20 protein-coding genes are annotated in these 24,891 nt (G+C 37.1%); 10 read left to right on the top strand and 10 right to left on the bottom strand.

Features of this window, described 5'->3' with window-relative positions; all coding sequences use genetic code 11:
* Positions 1–2,664 carry a type IA DNA topoisomerase gene (locus tag FTT77_RS14585; RefSeq protein ID WP_148728177.1) on the bottom strand — a complete coding sequence of 888 codons (2,664 nt, stop codon included), beginning with the start codon at positions 2,662–2,664 and terminating at the stop codon, positions 1–3.
* A 355-nt stretch (positions 2,665–3,019) separates the two neighbouring features.
* Between FTT77_RS14585 and FTT77_RS14580 the strand changes: the two genes are divergently transcribed.
* The 4 genes from FTT77_RS14580 (at position 3,020) to FTT77_RS14565 (ending at position 8,510) form a co-directional block, all read left to right on the top strand.
* Positions 3,020–3,541, top strand: a complete 522-nt coding sequence (locus tag FTT77_RS14580; RefSeq protein WP_078389065.1) for a hypothetical protein — start codon at positions 3,020–3,022, stop codon at positions 3,539–3,541.
* A gap of 1,096 nt (positions 3,542–4,637) precedes the next feature.
* The gene (locus FTT77_RS14575) at positions 4,638–5,837 is read left to right on the top strand and encodes a hypothetical protein (protein ID WP_005028487.1); all 1,200 of its coding nucleotides are present in this window, start codon (positions 4,638–4,640) and stop codon (positions 5,835–5,837) included.
* Positions 5,838–5,905: 68 nt separating this feature from the next.
* Entirely contained in the window at positions 5,906–6,814 is a 909-nt protein-coding gene (locus FTT77_RS14570) for a hypothetical protein (protein WP_077170259.1), read from the top strand.
* 28 nt (positions 6,815–6,842) lie between these two features.
* The gene (locus FTT77_RS14565; RefSeq protein ID WP_227518626.1) at positions 6,843–8,510 is read left to right on the top strand and encodes a virulence-associated e family protein; all 1,668 of its coding nucleotides are present in this window, start codon (positions 6,843–6,845) and stop codon (positions 8,508–8,510) included.
* 144 nt (positions 8,511–8,654) lie between these two features.
* Here FTT77_RS14565 and FTT77_RS14560 read toward each other — a convergent pair whose 3' ends face one another.
* Positions 8,655–9,317, bottom strand: coding sequence for a head GIN domain-containing protein (locus FTT77_RS14560; protein ID WP_044112290.1), 663 nt, complete (start codon positions 9,315–9,317; stop codon positions 8,655–8,657).
* A 297-nt stretch (positions 9,318–9,614) separates the two neighbouring features.
* On the opposite strand from FTT77_RS14560, the gene FTT77_RS14555 reads away from it, so the two are divergent.
* Complete coding sequence (locus FTT77_RS14555) at positions 9,615–12,458, top strand: hypothetical protein (protein ID WP_005028493.1); 2,844 nt, start codon at positions 9,615–9,617, stop codon at positions 12,456–12,458.
* Positions 12,459–12,510: 52 nt separating this feature from the next.
* On the opposite strand, the gene FTT77_RS14550 is transcribed toward FTT77_RS14555, so the two are convergent.
* The 6 genes from FTT77_RS14550 to FTT77_RS14525 form a co-directional block, all read right to left on the bottom strand.
* Positions 12,511–15,198 carry a DEAD/DEAH box helicase gene (locus FTT77_RS14550; protein ID WP_024160886.1) on the bottom strand — a complete coding sequence of 896 codons (2,688 nt, stop codon included), beginning with the start codon at positions 15,196–15,198 and terminating at the stop codon, positions 12,511–12,513.
* A gap of 15 nt (positions 15,199–15,213) precedes the next feature.
* A complete protein-coding gene (locus FTT77_RS14545) occupies positions 15,214–16,749 on the bottom strand; it encodes a site-specific DNA-methyltransferase (RefSeq protein WP_024160885.1) in 1,536 nt (511 codons plus the stop codon).
* Positions 16,750–16,921: 172 nt separating this feature from the next.
* Positions 16,922–17,230, bottom strand: a complete 309-nt coding sequence (locus tag FTT77_RS14540) for a hypothetical protein (protein ID WP_024160884.1) — start codon at positions 17,228–17,230, stop codon at positions 16,922–16,924.
* 5 nt (positions 17,231–17,235) lie between these two features.
* Complete coding sequence (locus tag FTT77_RS14535) at positions 17,236–17,742, bottom strand: thermonuclease family protein (RefSeq protein WP_005006141.1); 507 nt, start codon at positions 17,740–17,742, stop codon at positions 17,236–17,238.
* An 85-nt stretch (positions 17,743–17,827) separates the two neighbouring features.
* Positions 17,828–18,682, bottom strand: coding sequence for a transglycosylase SLT domain-containing protein (locus FTT77_RS14530; RefSeq protein WP_024160883.1), 855 nt, complete (start codon positions 18,680–18,682; stop codon positions 17,828–17,830).
* Between the two features lies 1 nt (position 18,683).
* Positions 18,684–19,490 (bottom strand): hypothetical protein, encoded by an 807-nt coding sequence (locus tag FTT77_RS14525; protein ID WP_024160730.1) that lies wholly within the window; start codon positions 19,488–19,490, stop codon positions 18,684–18,686.
* Between the two features lie 59 nt (positions 19,491–19,549).
* Here FTT77_RS14525 and FTT77_RS14520 point away from each other — a divergent pair, with 59 nt between their 5' ends.
* The 4 genes from FTT77_RS14520 to FTT77_RS14505 all read left to right on the top strand — a co-directional run bounded on the left by FTT77_RS14520 (position 19,550) and on the right by FTT77_RS14505 (position 22,231).
* Positions 19,550–19,972 carry a hypothetical protein gene (locus FTT77_RS14520; RefSeq protein ID WP_024160731.1) on the top strand — a complete coding sequence of 141 codons (423 nt, stop codon included), beginning with the start codon at positions 19,550–19,552 and terminating at the stop codon, positions 19,970–19,972.
* Positions 19,973–20,052: 80 nt separating this feature from the next.
* On the top strand, positions 20,053–20,592 hold the full coding sequence (locus tag FTT77_RS14515) for a hypothetical protein (RefSeq protein ID WP_024160732.1): 540 nt from the start codon (positions 20,053–20,055) through the stop codon (positions 20,590–20,592).
* 34 nt (positions 20,593–20,626) lie between these two features.
* A complete protein-coding gene (locus tag FTT77_RS14510) occupies positions 20,627–21,367 on the top strand; it encodes a hypothetical protein (protein WP_044111932.1) in 741 nt (246 codons plus the stop codon).
* Between the two features lie 117 nt (positions 21,368–21,484).
* Positions 21,485–22,231 (top strand): hypothetical protein, encoded by a 747-nt coding sequence (locus FTT77_RS14505; RefSeq protein WP_024160733.1) that lies wholly within the window; start codon positions 21,485–21,487, stop codon positions 22,229–22,231.
* A gap of 68 nt (positions 22,232–22,299) precedes the next feature.
* On the opposite strand, the gene FTT77_RS14500 is transcribed toward FTT77_RS14505, so the two are convergent.
* Both FTT77_RS14500 and FTT77_RS14495 read right to left on the bottom strand, forming a co-directional pair.
* Positions 22,300–23,091, bottom strand: a complete 792-nt coding sequence (locus tag FTT77_RS14500) for a TraX family protein (RefSeq protein ID WP_043041422.1) — start codon at positions 23,089–23,091, stop codon at positions 22,300–22,302.
* Entirely contained in the window at positions 23,067–23,717 is a 651-nt protein-coding gene (locus FTT77_RS14495; RefSeq protein ID WP_024160879.1) for a hypothetical protein, read from the bottom strand. The genes FTT77_RS14500 and FTT77_RS14495 overlap by 25 nt, the downstream gene beginning before the upstream one ends.
* A 201-nt stretch (positions 23,718–23,918) precedes the next feature.
* Here FTT77_RS14495 and FTT77_RS14490 point away from each other — a divergent pair, with 201 nt between their 5' ends.
* Positions 23,919–24,758: a hypothetical protein gene (locus FTT77_RS14490; protein ID WP_227553478.1), complete on the top strand. Its 840-nt coding sequence runs from the start codon at positions 23,919–23,921 to the stop codon at positions 24,756–24,758.
* Positions 24,759–24,891: the final 133 nt, after the last annotated feature.

Genomic DNA, 24,891 nt, shown 5'->3' with positions numbered 1-24,891 from the left:
TTATTTACTTGATTTAGCTTTTGTAGAGGTCGATTTAGACTTGGCTTTCTTTTTGCCACGTTGAACTGGCTCACCGTTGTTGTCGTATCCACTTGCACCACAGCTAAAGCAATCCCATTTATACTTACGTTCACCACGTAAATTAAATGCAGACTGAATCATGGTCTGGCCACACTCAAAACACTTGGCTTCGTTGCCAGTGCGAGATTTTGTAAGTTGGGTATCTGGTGATCCATCTGGCAATATGTCGAAATAACGTTTACATGATGCAGCTTCACAACTGTATCGCTCTTCGTAAACACCAGGTTCTTTGCGGTACTTGGTATGTACAAGAGGCTTTTTACAGATACATGGATACTCTGTTTTGGTCACTTGGAATCTTGGCTCGTAGTTAGGACTACCATCAGGGAACACCTCTAATGGACCCGACTTACATTTTTTGCCTTTCAGGTTTGGATTGGATTTTTCACAAGAAAAGAAGTGATACGGCTTACCTGAAGAAGTTGAAATACCTTTTAACTCACGCAACCAACCGCCACACCCTTCAAGCTGACATTTGTATGTATGGTTACGGCGATATTCGTCAAAATCAGGAACCAAGTTACCGCTTTCGTCATTTGTAGAACGGTATGTTTCTTTACAGGTGCCATCTACGAACGCACGTTGAGAGCACTCAAAAAATACAGATTTATCAGTTGTAACCTGAGTCAGTGATTTGCCACATAAACATAAATGAGCAGTTGGCTCACGTACAGTTGGCTTACCCGGTTCATCTTTACCATCAACATTTCTGTTTGGCGCTGAACTTTTGCATGAATTACATGACCAGTAGACCGATGTTGTTTTGTCGCGATTGGTACCGATTTTCGGCAACATGCGTCCGTCATCACAGTTATTACATTTGTAGATAGGGAATGAATCAAGCCAATGTTTTGAGAACTGTCCTAATTCACTTTCAATCCCTAAATGGAACTTTTGGAGTTCTTGTTTGTAATCGGCATCACCAGTAGCGATTAGATCCAGTGTTTCTTCAATTTCTTTGGTGTAAAGCGGATCTGCAAAACTAAACTTACCTCTAATGTTTTGAATCAAGGTCAATCCATGCGGTGTAACTTCAATTTTCTTTTTAACAAGCTTGATATAGCCGTGCTTGATTAAACGTTCAAAGATTGATTGATAAGTACTAGGACGACCAATTCCTTTTTTCTCAAGTAATTTGACCAATGATGGTACGGTGTAGCGTGAACGTGGTTTGGTTTTGGTCGCGATAACTTTACCAGCAATAACATTGTGGTTTTGACCGACCTCAATATCCATAGGTAGCGTATGTTCAGGTTCTTTTTCTGAATCTTCTTCACCGTCCACGTATTCAAGTGCATTTTCATCAATACTGTAGGTCTTTAATAAACCCAACCAACCATCTTCCTTTAAGATACGGCTAGAAGCTTTGAATTCAGCATCTTTAGTAATGCTTTCACCATCTACATTGAGCGTGACATCTTTATAGACACCTACAACGGATTTAACTTCGTATTCAGCTGGAGCCATTTGCGATGCAACAGTACGCAACCAGATTAGACGGTATAGATCCTTTTGAACTTTGTCCTCACCAGCTTCAAAGGTAAAGAAGTCACTAGGACGAATACATTCATGTGCTTCTTGAGCACCATCGCGAGATTTGGCTTTATTGCCGATAATCGCAATGCCCTCTCTCTCACCAAAAGCTTCTAGAGCTTGCATGCCCTCAGGCGAAATTACGGCAGCATCAGTACGATGGTAAGTGATATAACCACCTTCATATAACTTTTGCGCTGCATCCATAGTTTGTTTTAGATCCAAACCAAGACGCGCTGCAGCTGCAGCTTGCAGATCAACAGTAATAAACGGCGCTGGAGCACTACGGAAAGATGGCTTAGTTTCAACACTGGTAATGGTTAAGTCTTTTTTATCAATTTCGCTTTGTAGACGGGTAATTGAAGCTTTATCTAACCACTGGTTATTGTGCACATCCTTCATTTCAGGATTAAGCCACTTAGAAAAATCCCATTTCGCAGCCCAACCTTGTTTTAGAGTTACTTCAAGGTTGTAATGTTCATGTGATTTGAAGTTTTTCAGTAGATCTTCTAAATCACCAAGCACAACGAGTACGGCAGATTGAACACGGCCAACAGGAAATTTGCCTTTTAAAATATTTGAAATTGGCTCATACAAGTAAAAACCGATCATACGGTCAAGGAAACGGCGTGTTTCTTGAGATGCCACCATACCTTGATCCAGCTCTTCACCATTTTGAAGTGCATTAGCGATCGTAGTTTTATCAATAGCGTTATATTTGACGCGAATATACTGATCGTCAGATAAGTTCAGGATACGTTTTAAGTGATATGCAATGGCTTCACCTTCACGGTCCAAGTCAGTTGCGAGGAAAACCGTATCTGCATTTTTAGCAGCCTGTCTTAATTCTTGAACAACGCGTGTTTTATTTTGAGATATTTCGTATTTAGGAACAAAGGCTGGATATGAGAAACCGATCTCATGATTAGGTAAATCACATACATGGCCAACTGAAGCGCGTACAACGAATTCGTGCGGATACAGGTCATCCAAGATATGTTGAATTTTTTCGACCTTTCCGGGTGACTCTACTATGAACAAACTACTCATTAAAATTCATCCAATTTTTAACTTTCTTTAGTAATAATTACTGAAGTTAATCTAGTAATGGTTTAAGTATATACAATTTTAAAATGTTTAAATAGGTTTAAGGGTTGATAAACAAACACTTTTAAGGGCTTATTTCTTAATCTTTAGTTGGATGAACATTTCAAGTGGTTAAATTACTTCCTGTTTTCAATAATCTACGCGAAAAAAGACAACAATATTTATCTAAAATTATGGGAAAAAATGGCTTAATTGTTTGAAAATGCACTGTTTAACCGTCACAAATTAAAATTCCAAAAATATTATTTAACGAATTAATGTTGTACTATAAAGGTATCGTTTGTTTTAAGCTAAAACCATGATTAAAAAACTTATAGTTTTAAGCACCTCATTGTTAATCATCGGGTGTTCGTCTACGCCACAAGAGAAACGCTTAGATCAATACCTTGAAGATACGAAAACTGATGCAAAGGAACGTAGTATTGACTGGTATTACAAACATGATTACGAGCGTAGTAATGTTTTAAATATTTGTTATTCCATTTATATAGATTCTGCTAAGAAAGCTGGTTATTACAGCGATGATGTTAGTGATGGCCGAGAAAAGTATTTAGACGATAGCGTACAAAAAGAAATGTACGCCTCAAATGACGAATGCAATAAGGCATATAAGGCTCAGGATATTCTAGATAACTTTGTTGCAAGCAATAGCCTTCCACAAGAGTCTTATGAAGACAAGTTAGATCCACAACAAGAACCAAGTTCAACACCAGAAGTATCACCTGAAGTACCAGAAGTGTCACCTGAAGCACCAGCAAATGAACCAGTCGCCACAAAACCACCAACACTGGAGGAATTAACCAATGCGAATCCGCAATAATGCGCTCATATGCCCAGGCCAATTTTTGATTCGATCTGCATTCTTTTTGCCCTAGCCATTTTACCTATAATAATTATTGGTATTGGCATACAGCTCAAAGAGAATTACGAGCGTAAGAAGCTCACTCAAAGCTATATGGATCAGCACTAAAGAAATGCAATAGGCAATAAAAAAGCAGCGAAATCGCTGCTTTTTTTATTTCTAATGAAGTTTACGAATAGGTTGAGTATAGGGGGAATCTTCTACTCGATGCACATGCATTGAATTGGTAATGTTCATTAAAGGTGAATTACTAGCCACTGAATGAGTCGTTGATGCTTTATGTGTGCGGTAGTTATTCAAAAACTGATCTACTACTGGCACATTGTTAGGCAATATTCCGATTTCGCGGTTAGTAATTTTAATCGTTTCTATTTGGTCTACATGGCTCATAACTAAGTCCACTACAATGATTAAAACTATGAGCATAATTATAGCTTAAAATTGAAGAAATTCCATTTTGGGATTTAATATTTGGTTTTTTTATGCACAGGTTTTTGTGGATAGTAGTGGGTATAAATGGCTAAGTTGTTGATTATTTAAGCTTTTAACATTGATCAAAAATTAATCAAAATAACGAAAAATAGAGTAAAATATGGAGAAATATAGCAGAAGCTATAGAAGAAAAAACAGGAAATGTCAAAAAAAGGGCAAAAAAAAACTATTAGAACAATCTCAGTCTAATAGTTTATTAAATAGGGTAATATCCCTTGATTCGTAATATAACCGATCTCTAATAAGTTTTAAAGCTTTTTTAATCATATTCACGGAAATTCCACAAACTATTATCTCATGCTGAACAAAAGTAATGATTAAGCCCTATACTCAGCTCTACCCTGATATATTGCAGATTAGTTAAACTGTTGTTTAGAAATCGCAAACAATATGATGTTATATTTGAGCAAGGTTAGAATTATGTATGAAATGTGAATGCTTTAAAAACTGATATATATTATCAACTTTTTAGAGTTTTACGCCTTATAGAATACATACAACTTGTTAGAATGCCTTATACTAATTAGCCACCCTCACACACCTTTTATGGAAGACCAGTATAGTGAAAGATTCAATCTTTGCTGATGTTATATCAAAGTTGAATGCGGAAGTTTTTACGCAAAAAGCTGGTCGCTTATACCCTCCTGTCAGTCAATTATTGGCACTGGAGAAAAAGTTAGCATTATGTACAGCATCATTGGTTAAAAGCGAAGACATTCCAGACTATAAACAGCTAGAACGCCTGTTTTGGGATAACGTAAATCATACCTATGGCACTGGTTATTTTGCGGAGATTCCTAAGTGGGGTTCCAACATCTTTATCCCATTACAGGTATGGGAAAGTGTGTTACAGCCTTATGCATTGTTCTATAAAAATATGAACCCTGAGTTTAACTTTTATGACTTTGCATTTACGACTGCAGCGTTGAGCGCTTGGCGGTACAGCCAACCCGTGCTAAAGCTTGAAAATGATGTATATCGCACCCTATTGAATGATGAAAACGGTCGCTATGTCGATGGTCATTTGCTGAATTACTACTTTCAGTGGACCAACTTTATTCATACACCAGGTCTAGGACACAACGACAAACCTTTATATGGTTTTTTCGCGCATCAAAACGAAGTTTTGTTTAACGGAAACAACGTTAAAGTACTGATCATCGTGTTTTGCTATGAAGATACTGAAGCCAACATATCTGATGAAGATCCTTTAAGCTTAACCTCTAATTGGGGAGACTATGTGGTTTTAGAGTATCGCACGGATACTATTAAAACCATTAAAGATAGTTTGATTGGTACCAACCTTAAAGGTAGTCCTGAGCTATTAATCTTACTTGGTAAAATGCTTAGCTTATTTAATTTCTCTATTCATCCTAAAACTGACATCTACAATCACCGTGGCTACCTGATGCAACCCACGTATAACGATACGATTGATTCATTTCTCAATAGTTATAGAAAGCACAAAGGTATGCCAGTACGCCGTGGCGTAGGTAAATCACCCTCTAGCAATCAACGCCGTGAAGTCCTCTATCATGTCCACGCACCAAGTTGTCCACGCCTGTTTGATACTGGTCTGAACACTGGTTTTGTGTCGCGCATGCACAAGAGTAGCCATATCGCTAATGACCATTTTAATACACTACATTGGCTTAAAACTGATACTGGCTTAAAACTAATTTCAGGTAGTTTATATACTCAAGAAACCGAAACTAAACTTATTAAATCAATTCAAAATTACTTTTATGGTAATAATACTTAAAGGTTTTCATTCTTTTTTCCTTAAACCTGTTATATAATTTTAATACCCATTTCAATCAATGAAGTATTATGCGTTTCGAGTTCGATCCATCATTTATATCTCATGTTGCAGTACGATTAGATGGCACTTCCTTAAAATCATTTTTAGACAACCTTGGAAACGTATCTTTTCAAGAAGCTGAAAGTTATTTAAGCAATCTAATTAAAGGGAATTATGAGCAAGACGAGTTTACTGTTGGCTTGAAAGTTAAACCTAAAAACTACAATCAAACAGAATTATTGGGGCATCTTTATAAAAATAGTGCCTTTCAATCGGTTTCAACTGAAGTATCGGATCTCGACACCCAAAACATGCACAATGACATCGCTCAATTCGTTCAAAGCTATGCCAATGTTGCAGATCTTCAGTACAACAGTTATTTCTTGGACAAGCAGACGTTTAAGCATGAAAAAACGTTAGATAGCTATATCTTCACAGAATTAATGCTGCAGTTCACCAACAATAATACCGTGAAGTTTCGTGTGGACGGCGAATATGTCACAGTGATTAATGCTGAGCTAACCTCTAAATACATCTATTTTAACGACAACAAGAATAAGCGGATCTGTAAGTTTTTAAGTAAAAATATGCATCCAGCTTATTTAGAGTCATTCTTAGAGCAGATGCATATTATTAAAATTGATTCTGAGCAGTACTTTTATAATGCAGTCGTGAATAAAACAATAAGTTATGATGCTGACGTTAACGCCTTTATGGACCAATCCCAGAATTTTTTAAATACCCTTGTGAAAGGTTATAAAAAACTGATCTTAAACAACGTGCGATTTAATCTTTACGAATTCTTAGAAGACGACCTTGAAAGTGTCATCCTAAACCGTATCACTAAGGCATGGCATTACGCTCATGAAATCACGTTGCAAACTAACAACCCATCAAAATATGTAGTCGCTCAACCGCTGGTTATAAAATATTTATAAGTGAGTTTCTTTATTTATGAACCCCCTCATGATCAAGTATGGTATCGATATTGGTACGCTATCTAAAATATTTAGATCGCATCTTGAAAATGAGGGCATTGTATTTGATCGTGAGAGTGACTTTCAGCTTGAACGAAGCTCTAAACGTATTTACCTCAGAACCAATCACCACAATGACGCCACAAAAAATAAGAAAAAAACGGCCTGGTATCTCGTAGATCTAGATAACGCACGTATGTCTTATGGTTGGTTTCATGCTGGCGGTGCAAACTTCACTTACAGCTTGTATGAATACATTCAAGAAATGGATCTGCAACCTGGTGACACCGTATATACCAAGGAACAGCAAGAAGAAGATCTTAAACGCTTCTTAAACTCATGCAAAAGTGCTGAGAAGAACAAAAAAGACCAAGAGATATTGGCTCAAATCTATACGGGTTTTGAATGGGCCAGAAGCCTACCCTTGCCAAACCGTCCACACAACTACAATGTGAAAAAGCAGATTAGCTTCAGTCATGCTAGATTGTACAATCCAAGCAACTTCACTAAAAATGAGCTGATTGATTATGTCAGCCAGTACTACCCTCAACACAAGAACAACACCATTATTCTGAACCGTATTATTGATCTGCAACCAGATCTAGATCAACAGTCGCTACGTCAGAACAAGCTTTTAGTTGAGGGGCAAAACCTCAAAAATCAAATCATTTTCCTTCAGACCATCGCTGAACACAAAAACAAGCGTGGTGAAGATAAGTTTACATTACGTGGTGTACTTGCAAACGGCGCTTTCAAAATCTTATATAAAGATCCATTGGATGCATGGAACCAAGATCGGATAATCTTTTGTGAGGGCTACGCCACTGGTGAAGCAATTGCAGAATCAATTCAATACTCTATTCCAGTCATTGTCGTGTACGTGGCTGGCAACATCATGAATGTAGTACGTGATTTCCGTGCCGAATTCCCGTTTTCACGCTTCTATATTTTCAATGATAATGACCATAAAACAGCATTAGAAAGCAAAATAAAGCGCAATCCCGGTATCTATTACGCAACAGAAGCATGCCGAGCTGTAAACGCAGCCATGATTGGACCTGAATTTACTGAAGAACAGCTAGATCTAAGTGACTGGAACGATTTTAAATGTTTATACGGCGTTGATTACACGCGTGATGTTATACGTCATAAAATGCAAAATGCCGTGTGGACGACTGCAATTCAAAGCACGGTTAACCCGAACTACTCTATCAGTGCCCTATTCTTTGGCATCAAACAACAGTTGGATGATATAGGCCTCTATCCTGATAGCATGACCAAAAAGAATTGGTTTAGCTTGGTTTTACGCGCATACGCCTTACTGACTCAACAGGGATTTAGTCAGATCCACCCGATTGAGCTGGTCAAAGAACAATTTATTGAGATTCTTGGCCAGATTAGCAAGCAACCCCGTAAAGTCACTGGAGCTGAAGAACCAGAACTCCTTCAGGCCTACACAAAACTTGTAGAAATGATCGCACGTAATGATTCAACAACAGCACTGAATCAACAGATTATCACCGTGATTAACTTATACAAAAATGCAGATTATCCAATTGAAACATTAAAGGTTTGGCTCAAAGATATTTTGAGTAAATCGAACGATCCTGAATGGTCCGAAAACTTCATTAATAATATTTTTATTTCGATAATTTGAATGTCAAACATAGACCCCCAAAGGTAGCAAACTTTTGGGGTTTATTTTTCTCTAAACTTTCATTGAACTAGGTTTATCGATCTACTTAAGACAAATGTTTCCTGATCTAGTTCGGTTTAGTGTCTTACAACTAGGTTTATCGACCTATTTAAAACTAATTTGTCCTGAACCAGTTCGGTTTTGTGTCTTATGGATTGGGTTTCCATAAACTTTAACGTTGCCTGAGCCTGAAAGCTGTACTTGAGCTGAATTGATAGCTGTACAAAAGATATTGCCTGAACCAGATAGCGCCACTTCTAAATTGGTGCTTTTCAGTGGTAACGCATCAAAATTGCCTGATCCTTTCAAAGATAAGACACAGTGTTCAATGGTACCGTCTAAATCCATATTTCCAGATCCACTAATACTTGCGGTAAATTTATCTTCATTTAGATTTAAGATCTGGATATTGCCTGAACCTTTTAAATCAATAGCTTTTAAAGTTGGGTAAGTGATCGATACTTCTAACGGTGAACGAGTACTAAAACTCACATTGTCCTGAATAGCTAAAACCAATACACCACCCTGAAAAGTAGCACTAATAAGATCCACAATATTATCGTCTGCAGTAATTTCCATTTTAGAATCACTTGAAGCAAAAAACTTCAGACTCATTGGACCTTTCATACAGATTTCGTTAAATGGGCTTACAGGTACTTGCTTAGTCACTCGTTTTCCACTTCCAACGATTTGATGGTTTGAACCTGAACTGTATACATTGGCGTTGCCATTGATTACAACAGAACCCGAAAAAAACTGTTTTGACATATAAACCTCAAATTAATAAAAGTAATTTAACCCTAAATAAGTGGTCACTCATAACCTATTTATTGTCTGTAAATTATAACATTGAGGGCTTAAATCTTTTTTATTAAAATAATAAATTAAAACTTTTAATTTTTCTTTAAACCTTTATTAGACATAGCTTATATTAAAGATTAAACAGAAATGTTTTTAGAATCGGTATATACTAAAAGTATAAATTTTCTTAAGCATATGATTAATAGTCCTATGCAACCTGGGTAGCACATTGCACCTGAATATATATTAGAAATTGGAATTGTTATGGCTGAGAAAGTACCGAGCGCCCGACATAATTGTGATTTAAATACGATGTTTCAGTTTTTCCAAGAAGAACTGGAGCGAAACTACGGATTCGTATTCAAGTCATCTGGTAAATATCAATTCGTGACCGTATTTGATGAAAAAGTGCCTTGCCTCACCGAATCAGATAACCCTAGTAAATCAAGTAGCAACAATGTCAAACCACGAGGGATGTATTGGATCTATCCAAACATGAACCGTGATACTGGTGAATACTGGCCAGTGCTCAAAGGACACCGCTTTGGTGTAACTGACATTGAAATCTCAATTGCTTTTGCTGACCACTATAAGAACGTAATCAAGCCTCAACGAGATTCAAACCCTAACTACAAACCACCAAGCAAAGAAGATGTTGATCGCCGTGTACGTGAGTTTGAAGAAGCTCAAAAGAAGCATCTACTTCAACAAGAAAAAGAGCTCTTAGCTGCACAAATCGCTATCCGTATTGAGTGGCAACGTGCTGGTAAAGTTATTGACGATTCATTTTTTAATAATAAAACTGGAAGCATTCAGACCTTTAAACGCGACATTCGACAAATGCCGTATATGGTTGAAAAGAACCTAGAGCCATACGGCGCTAAAATCATGCGTAAAGATAACTTTACCCGTGATGAAGCCATTGAAGCAGTAAAGCGTGAACTTCCTGAATCAGCCACCAATCAACAGCTTCTCGTTGAAACAGTAGAGAATGTATTAGCGTATCAAAAGCATTTTATCAACTTTGAACCTGAGCTTGAGGGCGAAAAGAAAAAAGGCTTTGATTTACGTAAAAGCAGAGCTGTCATTCTTGCACCGTTAATTGACACCAATAACAAAGTCGTCAATTTACAGCGTATCACCCACCATCGCCAAAAAAAGCGCAACAAAGAAACCAACAAGCTTGAAGAAGTACTGCATAAGGGCAAGTACTTTTTTGATAAAGCCAAAACGAAAGATGCATTCTTGCCTGTTAGCAAAAATCCTGATGTTGGCTATGAAGTCTTTAACCCAAATGCAAAGAACTATTTGATCAAGGAGGGTTGGGCAACAGCGATCAGCGCACGTAAGGCGTTGGATGCTGGTTTAGAGCTTGGTTTATTGGGTGAGGGTTTTACTGCAGAAAACACACAAGTTTTAGCGTCATACAGTAAATCCAATATCTCAAGTGTTGCTGAGCTTATCCGCAGCATCAATCCTGAAGCCAATATATTTGTTGGTTATGATAACGATGCTGGCCAAACGCTTGAGTCTGGTTTGAATCCTGGCTTACAAGAAGCTTGTCACAACTTTTCATTAAGTGGTGTGTTAGGTGATGTGAGCAAACATGAAAATACACGTATCACCCTACCCCCAGTTTTCCAAAATAAATTATCTGTTTCTGATTGGGATGATGCTCGTCAATATTTAGGTGTTGAACGTTTAGCTGCAGAGTTGGCAAAAGAACTAAATAACGCCGTCAAACGTATAGACAACAAGATCCCTGAAGTTGCGTATGCAATTAACCGCTACAACCGTCAACGCGAAGCTTATGCAGCCAAGTTCCCTAATAAAGAATACCAACCGAATTACGGCATTGTGATTGCACAATCAGATGAAAAATATCTGGAATTGCAGAACATACGAGCTAAAAACCAAGCAAATATTGAAAATTACAACGCAAATATTGAAAAGCGTAAACAAGATCTATCAAAAGCTAACTATGATGGACCAGCTGGTACAGGTAGCACGAAATCCTATGCAAAACCAAAGTACCAACCGCCGTCATTTGATAAAGCATTTGATGATAAATCAACTCCAACCGCTACGGCACCTGTATCTTCGCCCGTCATGACTCTTGAGGGCATTAAGTCTTATATGGAGATCCTTTCTGAAATTGATGTCACCAAAGTTCAAAATGATGTTTTGAAAGTTGTAGCTACTGCAGATGGCCATCAAAAGATTAAAGCCGGTGATATTGAATTCGAGAAAATGGGTGCCAAAGAACCAACCACTAGCACAAACCCAAGTATGGATAGCATGCAAAATACCAAAGTACATATTGATGTATCCAAGGACATCAACAAAGATACAGTTAAATTGCAGAGTGTGGATCGTTCGACCATTCCCGAACAAAACCTTCAGCAAGGTATCGATCATCATAGCTACGCTAAGTCAGCTATCTTTACCGCTTTTTGGCTTCATTCAGCAGAAATGTATAAAGCTAGAAAGTTAATTCATGAAGCTGGTATTAGTAATGCCGATGTTGAGGGTTCAATTGCTGTCGCTGAAGATAAGCTCAATAAAGCTCAGGAAGAAGTTTCTAAGAAGCGGTCGTATCCTGAACTTTTTGTGATTAGTGCGTCTGATAGCGAATACCGTGCGTCAATCATGAAAGTTTTATCTGATTTAGAGGCTGCACATCCAGAGTGGCAGAATCTCAAAACATTTAGAGAAAATCTTACTGATAGGACCATTGCATTTGATCAATTGAATCTGGATACATTGAAGATCAAAAACAAAGTAGTGCATTTGATTGTCAGTAATGTGACCAATGATCAAAACTATCAAAAGGTTCAAGAAAGCCTCACCACCCTTTTAGATACATCGAACAGCTTGTCTTTGGACCGTCAACAAAAGTTCAATCTTGTGAACGGTCTAAGTAAAACATTAAACAACATGGCCAAACTGTTAGATGAACCACCAGTCTTCCAAAGACTGAACGATTTCTTTACTCGTTTTGAAAAGCGTGTAGATGATCTCGTTCTAGGTGATGGTCTAAAGCTGTATGGTATAGAACCGCAAAATTTAAACAAAACTAACGAACGTGGACAGTCGTTCGATATGTAAAAGCAGATATGAAAAAGCCCCGAATATCGGGGCTTTTTTAGTGGGTATATATCTATTTTGCTAAAGCATGGTTAATTTGATCTTCCAAACTACGTCCGTTTTTATCTAGTTTTGTCGCCATAAGAAAAATACGCTTACCCTGGCTATCTTTAGCCCACTGTCTACCAATAGCATCTTTAACTCTCGCATCATCGGCACTATCTAAGTGACTACCTTTATACTCAAGAACGAATATAGATCCATCATCCAACTCAGCAACAAAGTCTGGATAAAAATAGTCCTTACCAGTAGGCAACCAAAATGATGTTTGTGGCTGTTTCGGTATATTTCGGACCCAATATTTTACTCGAGAGTGCCATTCAAGTAGTTGAGCACATCGAAACTCTTCCGAAAGGCTACCACCTTCAGTTTTTTCTCTTAGGTCGTCAATTTGAGCATAGAAGTGTTTTTCAAACTTGCATCCACCACGATAAGGTTTCTTTACAGGATACTTGCCTGGTTCAAACTTAAATGTATTTTCAGGTTGAGGCTGATTGGCCACTTGGAATTGACTAAACAAATCGCCTTGGAAAGCCTGTTGACGCGCCAACTCAAATAACCGATCCAATTCTTTTGTGATGGCTAGGGATAGTTGGAACTGAGCACGATGTAATTGTGTAAGAGTAAAGTTTTTTACGTGAAGCAAATAACTTAACAGTTTTGTTAAATATGCTCTTAGCTGAACTTGCGTTACCCCTTGTCTACTTACTTTGCGATCAAGCCAATTAATAAGATCGGTTTCAGTAACCAGAGTCGGCATATTAGAAAATTGAGCTTGTTGATTCTGAAGTAACGCATAATTGAGTTTTTGTTCATCTATATTAAGATCAATCTCAAAACTATTGACGGTTTCTTTGATAGAAAAACCTTCAAGTTGTATAGGGAAATCTAATAGATTCCATTCTATAGAGTCTTCTATTGTTTCCTTATCTGCAATTTGCCACATACCATCCACGAACAAACCTAGTTGTGGAATTGATGCGAAAGAAGCATTCCAGTTTTCAGGTGCTTGATATGCCTGGCGTTCAGCACGAGCTTCATTAAAGACTTCCTGAACCTTTTCAAGTTGTTTAGGCGGAGTCTGATCAATTACGGCCTTTTCAATCTTATCAAAAGTTTCATTAGTCGTACCTTTATTGATAATCAAAGAGGTACCTTGGCTATTTTCTCTTGTCTGAATTGCTTGCTTAAGTTCTTCGGATAGGGTTTCTGGCTTTACTTCAAACGGGACAGAGATCATAGTTTCAGGGATCTTTTGTTTCGTTGCTGTACCATCGCCTCCAAGCCCAAGATTGTACTGAGGTTTAGCGACAATTGTTGCATCAGCCTCCCACTTCTCAAACCCCATATTTTGAATCATGCGATCTTTAAGTAACATCGTAGCTTGTGCAATAGAACTCGAAATGACATGAGCATACGCTTTATTTAACTCGTCATTTTGACGCAGTTTAGCGTATGGCATCCGTAAAACACGGCCTAATAATTGCTCAACATCAGTTGCAGAATTTATGTTTTGCAAACTTGCTAACACGTATGCAAAAGAACAATCCCAACCTTCCTTTAATGCCTCTACAGTGATTACAATCTTGACTTTGCTTTTAGGGCTAAATAGATTTTCATCTTCAAGCTCTTTGGTACCACCAGTAGAAATAGCAATCCAGTCGTTAGTAATATTTTCATATTCACTTAATAAATGTTCTTTAACAACATTTACATTAGCATCACCATTTTTATCCTGAGCTTGTATTAGCAATATTGGTCGGATATATTCCCTTTCATTTTGTGCCAGTACTTCTAGTTTCTGGCGTTGTATTAGCGCATCGCGAATACAATCTTGCCAACTACCAGTATGTTCAGTCAGAACTACAGGAAGTTTAATCATCTCTTCTGATTTTAATTCTGCTGCCGATACTGAATAAAGCACATTATTGTCTTTTGGAGTAGCTGTAAGCTCAATCAAACAACTTGGATTCAACGTTTTTAATGTAGTAAAAAACGTTTTACCACCCCGGTTCTTATGAGCTTCATCGACAATGATGATCGGTCTATGTAAATGAAAAAAGTTAACCAAGGAATGCTTTACACGGCCTATATCACGTTGCGTTAGAAATGTTTGATATTTCAAAGTATCTTCTGATACTCGATCCATGCCTTCAGTTTGGAAGTCAGTAAGGCTCGTAAAATGTTCACTTAATGATTCATCAAATGCATAAGCATTGCGTTGATAAGTCTTTTCCTTGTCGATATTGAACGCTTGAATCGTTGTCACAATCACAATGCATGATTGATTCACATCATGCTTGTTCAAAGTTTGTAGACTTTCAATGTCACATACTTTGATGCGATCGCCGTAATACCCTTGTAATGCTTTTCTATATGGATGTGTAGCATCAGATAACGCCAAAAGTGTTTGTTGGCGAATCATATCTGTTGGTACAAGCCATAGTACAATTGGAGAATCTGTATTTACGTAGTTACGCGCAGCAATCGCAATACTATGTGAAGCAAGTACGGTTTTACCCCCTCCAGTTGGTACGCGTAGACATACACTAGGAATTCCATCTAAGCGATCATTATATTTAATGTCTTCACCGACACACTTATTAAAAGCTTTTTCAGCACCTAATGAGGCAGCTAAAGTTAGGTAGTTCTCTAAAGATTGTAAAGACTGGCTTTGATAGTTTTTTAATTGAAAAGTCATGAGGAACCTTACGTATTAATTGCCATATAACGAATATGGAATCTGTTTAAACTCAATATTTAATTCATCTAATTTGGTTTTACCTAGTCGTGATGCTTCACCAATAATCACACGCTTACCTTCACTGGTATGGCAATCATTGAGGAAGTTTAATATAGAATGTGTGAGTACATTCCCACTATTAGGCCGTCTATCACCTAAAATGCCGTTATATAGTAAGAAATAAGATACGCCGTCATGAACACCTAAGAATGGACTCTCAAGGCTTACAGCACTATTGAATGCTGATTTAGTTTCGAGCCACCAAATATAACTAGCTAGGTCCATAAACTTAACATCAGAATTTAAAAATCCCTGATCATCAAAAACGGCGTTGCCTAGTTTATAAAAACTAAAACCTCCACCACCTTGCCACTCCACGGATTTAGATATGCCACCTTGCTCACCTTCAATGACTTTTTCTAAACGCGGGATAACGTGAGTTTGAGCATGATCACCCATTTCGATACCAATGTAGTGTCTTTCCATTTTGTGAGCTACAGCGGCGGTAGTCGCTGAACCTAAAAATGAATCAAGAACCATATCCCCTTTATTTGTCGCAATATAGAGTATTTTTTCCATCAATCTTTCAGGTTTTGGGCTAGAGAATGTTTCATCTTTTCCATACAAAAGTTGACTTTCTTTTTTTGCCTCATCGGTATGTCCATGATCTTCATGGTTCCACCAAGTCCAAGGCACTACACCTTTAACTTCAGATAAGTATCTAATAATATTAGGTTGTGAATCACCATTTTTACCAAAATATATTCGCCCTTCTTCTAACAATCTATCATATGTTGCTCTTGAAACACCCCAACACCTTCCCTCTGGAGGTCTGAAAGATTTACCTGATGGGCTCACAATTTCATAAAATTGCTCTGGTGTAGCATGTCCAGCTTGCGCTGTCATAGGAATACCACGCCATCTGCCTTTAGGATCATTATTTGGGTTTTTATATACTTTTGCTTGCGTTTCATTCATAGGAACTAGATTACGAACTTTTTTAAACTCCATTGAGTTTTTAGCATATACAAGCAAGTGGTCGTGAGCATCTCCAATAGCTTCACGGTTTTCTCTCGAATATCTTTTTTGCCATACGATGTTTGCTACAAAGTTTTTTCTTCCAAAGATTTCGTCACACATGACCTTTAAATAATGTGATTCGTTATCATCAAGAGTAATCCAAATAGAACCATCTTCAGTTAAAAGCTCCTTTAGTAATTGCAAACGTGGATACATCATTGTAAGCCATTGAGCGTGTTCTAATTTATCATCATAGTGCTCAAAAGCTGATTGACTGTTATACGGTGGATCAATAAAAACACATTTAACCTTACCGCCATATAAAGGTAGTAAAGATTTTAAGATTTGTAGATTATCACCCTGAATAATAAGGTTTTCTTTGGCTGTATCGGTATCACCAAATGATTTCTGGAATTTTAAAAGATGGAATGGAACTTGGCTTGCTGTTTCTTCGGCTTGGTTACGATTAACCCAATCGAGTAAAGGCATAAAAATCACAATTATAGGTTTAAATTAATAACCTATTATCAACTATTTATTTATTTTATATCTATAAGAATGATGAAAATATTTAATTTAACCCATTAAAAAACCACTAAATAGCTTAGTGGCTTGTTCTGTTTTGGTGATTAATTGGATTCCGTGGATATGACAATAGATGTCATATAAAACCTTCTTTGAACTGTCGCCCTTCCAGCGACTCTAAGTGCATTTCAAGGAAATCTATTGCCACTTCTGAGTAATTTGCGTTGGCTGAACAATTCACCAACTTTTCATCACAAAGACATTTTCCCAAATTTGCCAACTGAGTAACCAACTCATTTCGTACAGAAGCCAAGCTGAGAGCTTCAATCTGAGCTTGCAGTTCTTCACTGAAAAACTGCAGTTCCATACGATTACCACATTGTTGTTGCAGTACATATTTATTTAATACCGCTACGGCTTTAGCGGTATTTAATTCACCGTTCATCAATATTACTTATTGTGACGGTACTGGCTTGGATAAACAGGGTTTGGATCAGCCCATAAACCAAGGCGTTGAGAACGTGCGTTGCTTTCAGCACTCAAAATAATTTTATCTTTGAGATATTCACGATAAGCCCATGCATAGCCATCTTTAACTTGCTTATAGTTAACACTATTCACGATGTTTAAGTTAGGCACTTGGTTTGTACGCATCTGAAAAATGGTACCAAGAGTACGACCGTAGCGGTCCTTACTATTTTCTTGCACATACACAATCGTTTCATGCAAGAAACTGATGTTCTGACGCGATTTCTGACCAAAAGCTTGACTCTTTTCTGGTGCATCAATCTGGTTGAAGCGAACACGGATCTGCTCATTGTTGTTGTTTAAAACGGTGATAGTGTCGCCGTCAGAAATACGTACAACTTTGCCAACAAAATCGGCTTGAGCTGCAGTAGCAACAACAGACATGGATAAGGTTAAAGCTAAACTTTTTAAAGTTGTATTAAGGTTCATTTTGAATCCTTAGTGGGTAAAGAATAGGTAAATTATATCGCATTACATAACTGGAATTTTTTTCTTAAAAAATATATTTAGCTGATTAGTTAGGATTTATCCCCTTTCTCTCAAGCCAGTTTTTCCATTGAAGTGCATACGCAACTAAACCAGGTTGTTTCGCCGTGCCATTGCGATATATCGCATTAAAAGATGGCGTCCATGAATGGTAAGCAGCTGCTCTAACCCAAAAATCGGTTGACGGTTTTGTGGCTAATCGATTTCGCAAGATCTTGGCTGCAAGTCGCGCATTCAGACATCCATCAGTACGCACATAATGGCTGTTATAACTTTCAAACATACCGCCACGTTTAAAGTGTATGGTATTGATTTGGAATTGCCCCATATCCAATGAAAGGTTTTTGTTTTGCACTGTTTGTCCATTGGTACCACGCTCTTTGCTATGTATACCCAATAAAACATACAGCGGAACACCTTCTGACCGCGCAGCATGAATAACACAACTCAAAGTAGCGACTCTACCCGGTACGGTTTGATCGTAAGATGCACTCGCTTGATTGTATTGCGTAGTTGGATAGGTATAAGTAACAGGACGGATATTCTGGCGAACGGGTTGTTGTTGTGGTGCTGGTGCTTGCTGGCCACTAGGTTGTGGTCCATTTTGTGCAACTGCCGTGCGCTCAGTGCTAGTCGAAGTTTCTTCAGTTTTTTTCGGTGTGTACTTCACGCCCAAGTAACGACTCGTAAAGCCTCTTTGCTTTGCTGGCGCCGTTTCTTGCTGAGTGTTGGTCATGACCTGAAATGGTCGATATGGTGTACTTGATCCATTAGAATTGACATGGTTTGCATATGAACCTAGAGCCTCAGAACTTTGAGGCAATTGAGCATAAGCAACGCTTGATCCTAATAGAGTCGCAAATAGCGTTGGTTTTAACAGCATATTAATCAGCACCTTTATCGTTGTTGTTGAAATTGTCGATTAGGTGCTGTTTACGGTCAGCTAACTTATTCAGTGTTTCAACTGGCAATGGGTTTTTGCCGTCATACCACGATAAGCTATATTTTTTTGGCGCATAGCGGAACCATGCCAAGAATGGCGAATTCGGTAAGAATAAAAGACCAGTACGGACTTGCCATGCACGATAAGCTGAATTGATGCTAACCATGTATAGATAAAACACCAATAATACACCTGGTACAACAAGCATTGGATATAGCGCTTTAAAGAACATATAAACTACGTACAAGCCTGTAAACATAGATAATGCTAAATACAAATAAGAAGAAAACTGATGGTTTTTAATAAGCTTGTCTATTTCATCATTACTCATTGAAGCTAAACGTTCTTGCCCTCTTGGGTAGTGAGTATTAGCAATGAGTTTTTTCAGTTGTTTAAAATTGTTAGGTGCGACAATTTCATATTCACATAAAGGGTGTGCACATACCCAATTCACGTTGCCTTTATAAGAACGTGGAATCCTGTTGTCATGCATTAAAATCGATTTACCGCATTCGGGGCATGTTGGCGACAGCATTGATCTAATATTAGATAAATGCGGTAAAAACCCTTTTCTAGCTGAACTCCAGTGGCTTTTACGCCCGAAATCAAAAAAGACTCGCTTTAAAATACCTGATTTACGGGGTTGATTAGCTTCAATTGCCTGTTTAATGGCAGCTTCATCTAAAACCTCATTGGTAATATTTACCTTTTGTGTAGCACTATCAGAACTATTTTTATCTGAAGACATACTTTTACCTACGGACTTTTATTATGTAGAATACGTTATTATATTAAAGGATTTTCAACGTGTCTAAAACCCTTTTTAACTTCGCAACGGTTATTTTAATTTCCACCCTTTTAAGTGCCTGTAATAACTCTAATACTCCAAATGAACAAGATCCATTAAAAGGTCAAGAAAAGAAGTTTTTAGACGAATCCGCAACGAGTGAATCAAAAGAACTTGTGTTTTATGACTTGGTAGATCCTAAGAAAAAAGACCAACCTATAAAGGCTGAAGAAGCAAGTGCTTCCGAGCCTGAAGCCCAAGAACAACAACCTGAAAAGGCCTTATCTCCTGAGATTCTTGAAGCGATTCGTGAAAATACAGAACGACAAGAAAAAAAGGAAAATGCACTCAGAACAATAGCTGAAGCTAAGCGTATTGAAGAATTATTAGTAGGTAAAGATCGCAGTAGTGATGATGGTTATACCTATAACAGTGATGAATAATTGATATATCAATGGTTTTAACCAATACAAACTTATTATTTTAAGTTAAAATGATTTTAAATTTTTTGGTATATACGGTTATGTTTAACAGTGCTTTTAAGAAACATAAAATAAAAATATGTTTTGGCTTGCCAATCATAATTGTGGTTTCGATCTTAATATTCAAAATCTACTCCTACCCCTTTAAGCCAAGACTCTTAAGCCCCGATTGGATTGAAAGTCGCTACAATGGTTGGGAAGTTGAACATCATGACTTATGGATTGCTACAATTGTGGATGTTGTTGGTCCAAAAACAGTAAAAATTAGAAATCAAAATGGAGAAGAAAAAATTATGGATCTTCTCTATATAAATGCTTTGCAATCTTCGGAAAAAATGAAAAACCTCTATATCAATAGCTTGTCCGGTTATGTTGGCCAACAGCTATTTGTAAAAGGAGATCCAGACAAAGCGCGGTTTAATGGCGTCTTGATCGATGGTAACGGTGAAAATATCAATCTAAACCTAACTTATGTACCAGGTGCGGTATTGGATATGTCATCAACTGCATACATTCATGACCGAGAAAAGCAATTAGTTCCTTATTTCGCGAATATCAATTCAGAAAATAGAACGTTTTAAGTTATAAATTAAGGGATATTAGAAAGGCCAAGCTATGCCAGCACCATTATGTTTCCTCACACTGGAATTTACCGCCAAAGTCAAGAATCCAGTTGATGTGCCTGACATTATTAAGTCGTCTATTTTGACGCGTATTAAAAAGTGCCGCACATCATCAATAGAACAGGCTCAGTATCTTTATAATGCTGAAGAGAGCTACTGGAAGCCAAAAAAACAAGTCACTGAAGAAGCAACTCAATATCATGGCATCACCAATGAAGATTTATTAACGCAAGACTCAATCAATGGTCTAAAGATTAAAAACTATGTTGTGTATTGGGCAAACGTTTATACATTTAGAATTTTGCAAAAAAGCAAAGTGAAGTTTTTTAATCACCGCTTTATCTTTTTAAACAACTTAATCAACGTGATTGGTGAAGATGGTTCCCTACCCATGACAGAATGGGCACGTTTAGCCAGTGCAGCTTCGGGAAATAATGAATTTCCAGAAGAGATACTGACTAACACTAACAATAAGGTCATCTGTTTGACCGTTATATTTGATTATATTTCTGAAAAATTAACATCACTTTATGGTTTGGATCTAAATAAGCATTACGATCTGGTTGCTGCAGTACAATACAACAGTGCTATCAAAGCTAAGAGTCAAAAATCATTAAAGGTTCATAAGCTTATGCGTGATGATTTTAATGAGTTTAAATTGCTTTTAGACAAAGGCATGGAGATTAAGAGAATTAAAAAGGAATATTTTATAAATAATAACTACCTCCCTTAAACCTAAAAGCCACTTTCTTAAAAGTGGCTTTTTTACGTTAAACATAAAATAAACTATCACTAAAACCCTTTTTTAAAATATAATACTTTTAATTTCTATTTTAACTGGTGATACATTGTGAGTTTAATTAAGAAGCAAAAAGACATTCTATCTCACGACCCTCTTGTTTCAATTTTTAGTAACAATGACCTTTTAACAATCTCAGTTGATACGGATTCTGAAGATTTGAATCGTCAACCTAAAAATATAAAAATCCCGAATGCCGATCTTAAAGAGTTAACAATACAAATCAGTGGTTTTGATACTTTAGAAAACAATGATGTTGGTCGTTATTTCACTTGTTCTGGTACCGTAGAGCTCGTTAATACACTAGGTAATGGTGAAGAAAAACGTTTTGTATTAGCAGAGCCAAAAATCAAAGTAAACGTGGCTAAAAAAGGTCATTTACCGCAAACAGAACAAATTAAACAATTGGTTCGTAATGCGTGGATGGATGCATTTAGCTATGGTTGCCAAAACATTAACCAACCTTACCACTATGAAGATGAAACTTGGTTTGAACGCTTCAAAGGTAGCATTATTGGTAAATTTGTACTGATCGTACTTGCCACTTTCTTTGCTGCTTTCATTGGTTTGGCTATTTTTGGTTATGCTGCTGGTAAAAAACAACAGGACCCAACATTAGAAATTGCGAATCAAATTGCTCAAGATCCTGAAGCATTAAAGCAATTGCTGAATCAATATGATCAACAAAATAACCAATCTGGTGCACCTACTCCACAAGCATCACCAGAACAAGCAGCTGAGCAAGAAAGACAGCAAGAAATTAGCTCATTCGGTTTAGATGCTGGATCTAGCGAATAACGCTGATTAAGCAATAAAAAAGCACCTTAGTCATAAATACTTTGGTGCTTTTTTTATGCCTAAATTTATTATGCAAATTTAAAAAGAATCCAAATGATGACGAGATGTACTGGATAGAACCAGTACGCCCACTTCCCCACTGGCGGTAATTCAAAAGGTATATTCATGTGCTGTCCTTTCAGTAGGAATTGTGCACCAATACACGTTGCAATGGCGCTACTGACAGCAAATGAGAATGCCAAAGAATATGTAGTCATATCCGTATAGTAGCCACCAATCAACCAGTTGAAAATGTTGGCCAATGAAGTGAGCAAGACGCTGATCATTAAAAAGTATTTCTTAGAATGAACGTTGGTTGTTTTAAAGAATAAATACAGGAATACAATTAATAAAACGCCCCACACGCTATACATAATAAAATTAGATAGCAATGTGATCACGACTAACAGAGAGACAAACTGCAGCGTTGCATATTTATGTTTAGATTCCCCTAATACAACAAGCAAAAATCCTAAAAGCAACGTAGGCATGACGTTCAGAGTTGTAAATGGCTCTTGGTTGAATAGTTGATACGGTACTTCTGATAGCACACAAAACAACGCCAAATTTTTAAAATAGTTTTTTAATGTATGGGTTTTCTTTTTAGAAATAGCTTGGTTCAAATTGAATGCAAGCATGATACAAAAAATAGGAAAAGCCCAACGGCCAATCGTCCTCAACAACAGATTATATTGAGGAAATAATATTGATGCGTGGTCAATAACCATGGTCACAATCGCAATCCACTTCAATAGATCCAAGGCTCTATTGCGATCTCGCACGGCGCTTTGGCTAATTACAGCTTCTTGTAGATGAACCATGTGTTATTTTTCGCTAAAGGGTTTGTATAAGCATCACTACGCTGTTTTCGGGTGTTGTTACGATTATCTAAGATCTCAATGCTATTCCAACCTTCGGGATAACCGAGCACCAGGCCAGAGTTATAAAATCTCGTGCGATGACGCTCTTCATCGCCGGCATAAAACAAGTACGCACGAATATCGTTATACGGTCGATGCCCGACCAATACGTTATCTTCATCACGATCAAAGTACTCATAAATTAAATCCGTATATTCACGATTGAAGTATCCGCACTTCTCAAACAGATCTGCACTTGAACGAAAAGTAATAGATTCCTTGGCCAGTGTTTTATTTAAAATCATGCGAGTGACATTACGAGCAAACACGGGCAAATTAAAATGCACAGGCAAATGAATTTCATTTATTTCGGACAAATCAATAGGATCACCAAAAGGATTAGAAAGTTCTAATGCTTTTTGATAAAAGTCCATCCATTGTGCAAGATATTCATCAACAAACTTTTTCTCACCATAATAAATTGGTAATCCATCAACCGTTAAAAGGTTTTGTGGAGGAAAAATATTGTTTCTTAAATCTAAGATGCTTTGTTTTAATTTTGCGATTTCGATTGGATCACTAATCATAACAACTCACTCGAATTAGAGTATTAAAATAATTATATAGGGTTTTAATTAATTGGATATAAGTTTTTAGCTCAGTAAATAAGCATTTTTGTTGTGTGGCGAATTAGAATTGATAAAAAATTTAAAAGAATATTTATTCTAGGAATTATTGATACAATGTATCTAATTTCTTACGAATTAGTATATACAATTGGGATTACTATGCTTACCCCTGATCGAATAGACAAACAAGTTAATTTGGCTGGAATTGACCAGTCGTGGACCAATTTATTAAATCACTTGGACATTGATAGTCATCCTGAATACAACATCGATAAAACTCAGCCATGGTACTTGGCTAATTTTGTAGATTACCTACGCCTACTCAACTTTAAGTTTGATGAATTAAATCTAAGAGAGATTCGTGCAGTAGATTATGACTTGGTAGATTGGTCATTTCTTAAATCTAATCGCCTAAATGGTGCTGAGGTGTTTAAGGACCTAACCATTTATCTGCAGAAACCCAATTTTGTTACGCAATATCCTAAATGTGTACCCATCAATGCTGATGTTCGCGATCGTAAGCTTGCAGAGGTCATTTATGATTACTACAGACGCTTCTTACCGTTTTTCTATTCATTCATTAAATTAATCAGATCAACGCAGCGCTTATCTCTAGAACGTAAATTACCCGTGATTGATAACTTTATGTCTAATTTTGGAGATCTTAGTACTGGTGAGTTTTATTCAAATATTCCATTTGATGATGCAGAGCTCAAAAGGATTTTGAAAAATGGCTTTGAAAAATATAGAGAGCATAAATCAGAACAGCGGTATAGCCGTGCCATCGCAGAGCTAACACCGATGTTTAAAGCTTTGTCTGAATACTTAAAGATTGTGTCTACGGTTAACTACGTGGATCTAGACCTTATTCACTTCTTACACAATGCATTTTTGGGTAAAAACTTTAATGTTTATTCAGATCTATTCGCTTTGGATAAAGAACCTAATTTGTTGGTCAATTTAAGTTGGACATACACAAAAGCATTTCAATATTCATAAATAGCACCATGGTAGTTTATGTGCATCGGCTATATCAAAAGGAAGAAGAATATAGCGATCTTTTAACGAAAGGGCCTGGTCATACCGAAGTTTTGTAGCAGAATCTCTAAAACAAGCTAGGTAAAGTTCAGTC

This window comes from Acinetobacter sp. YH01010 (assembly GCF_013420775.1).
GTDB lineage: Bacteria > Pseudomonadota > Gammaproteobacteria > Pseudomonadales > Moraxellaceae > Acinetobacter > Acinetobacter amyesii.
The sequence above is the reverse complement of the archived record's forward strand: the minus strand, read 5'-3'. Positions and strand labels throughout refer to the sequence as shown.

Coding starts and splice junctions, on each gene's coding strand:
- FTT77_RS14560 (WP_044112290.1), bottom strand. CDS start 9,317: ATGTCAAAACAGTTTTTTTCGGGTTCTGTTGTAATCAATGGCAACGCC.
- FTT77_RS14530 (WP_024160883.1), bottom strand. CDS start 18,682: ATGCTGTTAAAACCAACGCTATTTGCGACTCTATTAGGATCAAGCGTT.
- FTT77_RS14550 (WP_024160886.1), bottom strand. CDS start 15,198: ATGACTTTTCAATTAAAAAACTATCAAAGCCAGTCTTTACAATCTTTA.
- FTT77_RS14580 (WP_078389065.1), top strand. CDS start 3,020: ATGATTAAAAAACTTATAGTTTTAAGCACCTCATTGTTAATCATCGGG.
- FTT77_RS14500 (WP_043041422.1), bottom strand. CDS start 23,091: ATGGTTCATCTACAAGAAGCTGTAATTAGCCAAAGCGCCGTGCGAGAT.
- FTT77_RS14555 (WP_005028493.1), top strand. CDS start 9,615: ATGGCTGAGAAAGTACCGAGCGCCCGACATAATTGTGATTTAAATACG.
- FTT77_RS14515 (WP_024160732.1), top strand. CDS start 20,053: ATGTTTAACAGTGCTTTTAAGAAACATAAAATAAAAATATGTTTTGGC.
- FTT77_RS14570 (WP_077170259.1), top strand. CDS start 5,906: ATGCGTTTCGAGTTCGATCCATCATTTATATCTCATGTTGCAGTACGA.
- FTT77_RS14565 (WP_227518626.1), top strand. CDS start 6,843: ATGATCAAGTATGGTATCGATATTGGTACGCTATCTAAAATATTTAGA.
- FTT77_RS14535 (WP_005006141.1), bottom strand. CDS start 17,742: ATGAACCTTAATACAACTTTAAAAAGTTTAGCTTTAACCTTATCCATG.
- FTT77_RS14585 (WP_148728177.1), bottom strand. CDS start 2,664: ATGAGTAGTTTGTTCATAGTAGAGTCACCCGGAAAGGTCGAAAAAATT.
- FTT77_RS14525 (WP_024160730.1), bottom strand. CDS start 19,490: ATGTCTTCAGATAAAAATAGTTCTGATAGTGCTACACAAAAGGTAAAT.
- FTT77_RS14545 (WP_024160885.1), bottom strand. CDS start 16,749: ATGCCTTTACTCGATTGGGTTAATCGTAACCAAGCCGAAGAAACAGCA.
- FTT77_RS14495 (WP_024160879.1), bottom strand. CDS start 23,717: ATGATTAGTGATCCAATCGAAATCGCAAAATTAAAACAAAGCATCTTA.
- FTT77_RS14510 (WP_044111932.1), top strand. CDS start 20,627: ATGCCAGCACCATTATGTTTCCTCACACTGGAATTTACCGCCAAAGTC.
- FTT77_RS14540 (WP_024160884.1), bottom strand. CDS start 17,230: ATGAACGGTGAATTAAATACCGCTAAAGCCGTAGCGGTATTAAATAAA.
- FTT77_RS14490 (WP_227553478.1), top strand. CDS start 23,919: ATGCTTACCCCTGATCGAATAGACAAACAAGTTAATTTGGCTGGAATT.